At 48.7% G+C, this 2,081-nt stretch carries 2 protein-coding genes; both read right to left on the reverse strand.

Annotated elements, in window-relative coordinates:
- Positions 1-364 precede the first annotated feature (364 nt).
- A complete protein-coding gene (locus R3177_RS14640) occupies positions 365-1,162 on the reverse strand; it encodes a hypothetical protein (protein WP_318971745.1) in 798 nt (265 codons plus the stop codon).
- 88 nt (positions 1,163-1,250) lie between these two features.
- Positions 1,251-2,081, reverse strand: an 831-nt coding sequence (locus R3177_RS14645) for a GNAT family N-acetyltransferase (RefSeq protein ID WP_318971746.1), incomplete at its 5' end; no start/stop codon positions are given.

Raw genomic sequence — 2,081 nt, forward strand, 5'->3', positions numbered from 1 at the left:
CGACGATGGTAGTGTGGCATTCGCCATGCGAGAGTAGTACACCGCCAGGCTCCCAATTCAAGCAAAAGGCCTACCCTAACCGGTAGGCCTTTTTGCGTTGAAGCGCCTCGGGGCAGGCCATCCTGCCGGCGCACGACACTCCCACGCCGGCCACAGCGCTTCGCTGGTGGCATTGCGAAACACAGGGAAGTGTTTCGCCCTTCGGGCCGTTGCTTCGCAACGTCCTAAAACGCTCCTGGCGTTTTAGTCGCCATGCTGGCTTTGGACTTCGCAATACAATCGAGTATTAAATCGCCATGCTACGAAGAAGCTTCCCCCTTTGTAAAGAAAGAGGGATTGAGGGGGATTTGGAAATTGAGAGGTTTTACTTTCGCTGCAGGTTGCCCTGATTATCGAAATGCCATTCTGGTTTACCTAAAAGGTTAAGATAGACTTTGGCTTCCGCTGCGTCGAAAACCTTAAGAAACTGATTATGTTGATCCAGTAACAGCAGCGAGCTTTTTGGGCTTGCTGCAAACTGTTGGTCGGTCAGATAACGTTGCATGCCCATATATCGGGCAGGTATGTTGCGCCAGCCCTGATCTACCCGGTAAATATAACGGCCTTTGTATTCCGGGTGTAGAAAATTACTTTGCTCCAGCGTGCTCAGTGTGTTGCGGTCGATAATGCTCACCATTGCCACCGCCTTACTTCGCTCTAACAGCTCAGTCGCATTTTTTACTTTTAGATTGTGCTGCTGTTTCCGCTGGCTTTCCGTTGTCTGACTATTAACTTTAACCGGCGTGGCAATTTCAAGGGCAAACAACTCAAGCTCATACCTGTCTAAAACTTTCTGGTAACCAGCGTGATCTGTGCAATCCGCTAACGCAATATCTTTTGGTGTCCGCTGCAGAAGTTTAGGATTTACAGCAACGCTACTGACAAATTGAGCTGGTTCAAGCTGTAATTGTTGCTGCAGTAAGCTATGAAACCGTTTATTGTCAGGCTTTTTAACCATATATTGCCCTGGATCCAGCTGCAAACAGTGCTGGTAGAACTGTTCCAGTGCGACGCTGTAAGCATGGCTGTTTACCGCATACTGCAAGGTCCGCAGTTCGGTCTTGCTGTAGCCCGCTGTGCTGGTTAAAGCAAGGCTTAAAACAATAGGTGCGATCATCGTCATAGAGTTGATTAGACCATCAGTTAGATTAATTTAAAAACGCCGCACAGTAGCATTTTTCCCGCGCTGAAAACAGCATTTCTGATTTTGTTCAAAACTTGTGCTGGCTGATCTGCTGTTGCATCAGTTCAATACAGGCCGCTTTGCCTGCCAGTTGAAACCGCTGACTGATAGTCTGCCAGCTTTGCTTTTGCCATAACCGTGCTGCCAGTACGCTGGCAGACGATGGCTCCAACAACGGATAGTGCAGATTGAACCAGTTCAGCAGCTGACAGGCGATTAACTGATAGGGACGTTTTCCTGCAGCGAATAGCTGTAGTTGTTCAATATCAAGATCGGTTAGCGGGTTGACTGGTGGCAGGATTAATTTGCTAATCACCTGAAAACTTAAATTTTCCGGATACTCCTGCAGACAATGGTATAACTCTGAGGCAGCCTGTCGTTGCAACTGCGTTACCAAGGCGTCATTAATATTATTAAGTGGCTTAACCATTAATACTGATGGTTCACTACTGGTGTTATCGGCAAAGTGGCTTAGCCGCACCGGATAAAAGCCGGCTGCTTGCCAGAATGTCAGAAGTGATGGATTGACACCAAAGCTCGTACCCACGGCAGCTACGTTTTTTTGACGCAGGGCGCGGCCAATTTCATGCAATAACTGACTGCCTAACCCGAGGCGTTGCATAGCAGGGACTACCGCGATTCGCATGATCCGTACCAGCGGTTGATGGGCAAATTCAGGGCAGGCCAGATGAAATGCCAGACTTTGAGCCAGTAAATGCCCCTGCACCCGTCGACTGCCTTGATAAATCTGCTGACACAATGCGGGCTGTAACTCACCTTCGTCACTGAGTAATGCGCAGGCCAACAGTTGATCATCCTGATAAAGTGCAGCGATACTCAAGCTCGGGTTATCAAGCAG

It is taken from the genome of Arsukibacterium sp. (genome assembly GCF_033722355.1).
In the GTDB taxonomy this organism is placed as follows: Bacteria; Pseudomonadota; Gammaproteobacteria; order Enterobacterales; family Alteromonadaceae; genus Alishewanella.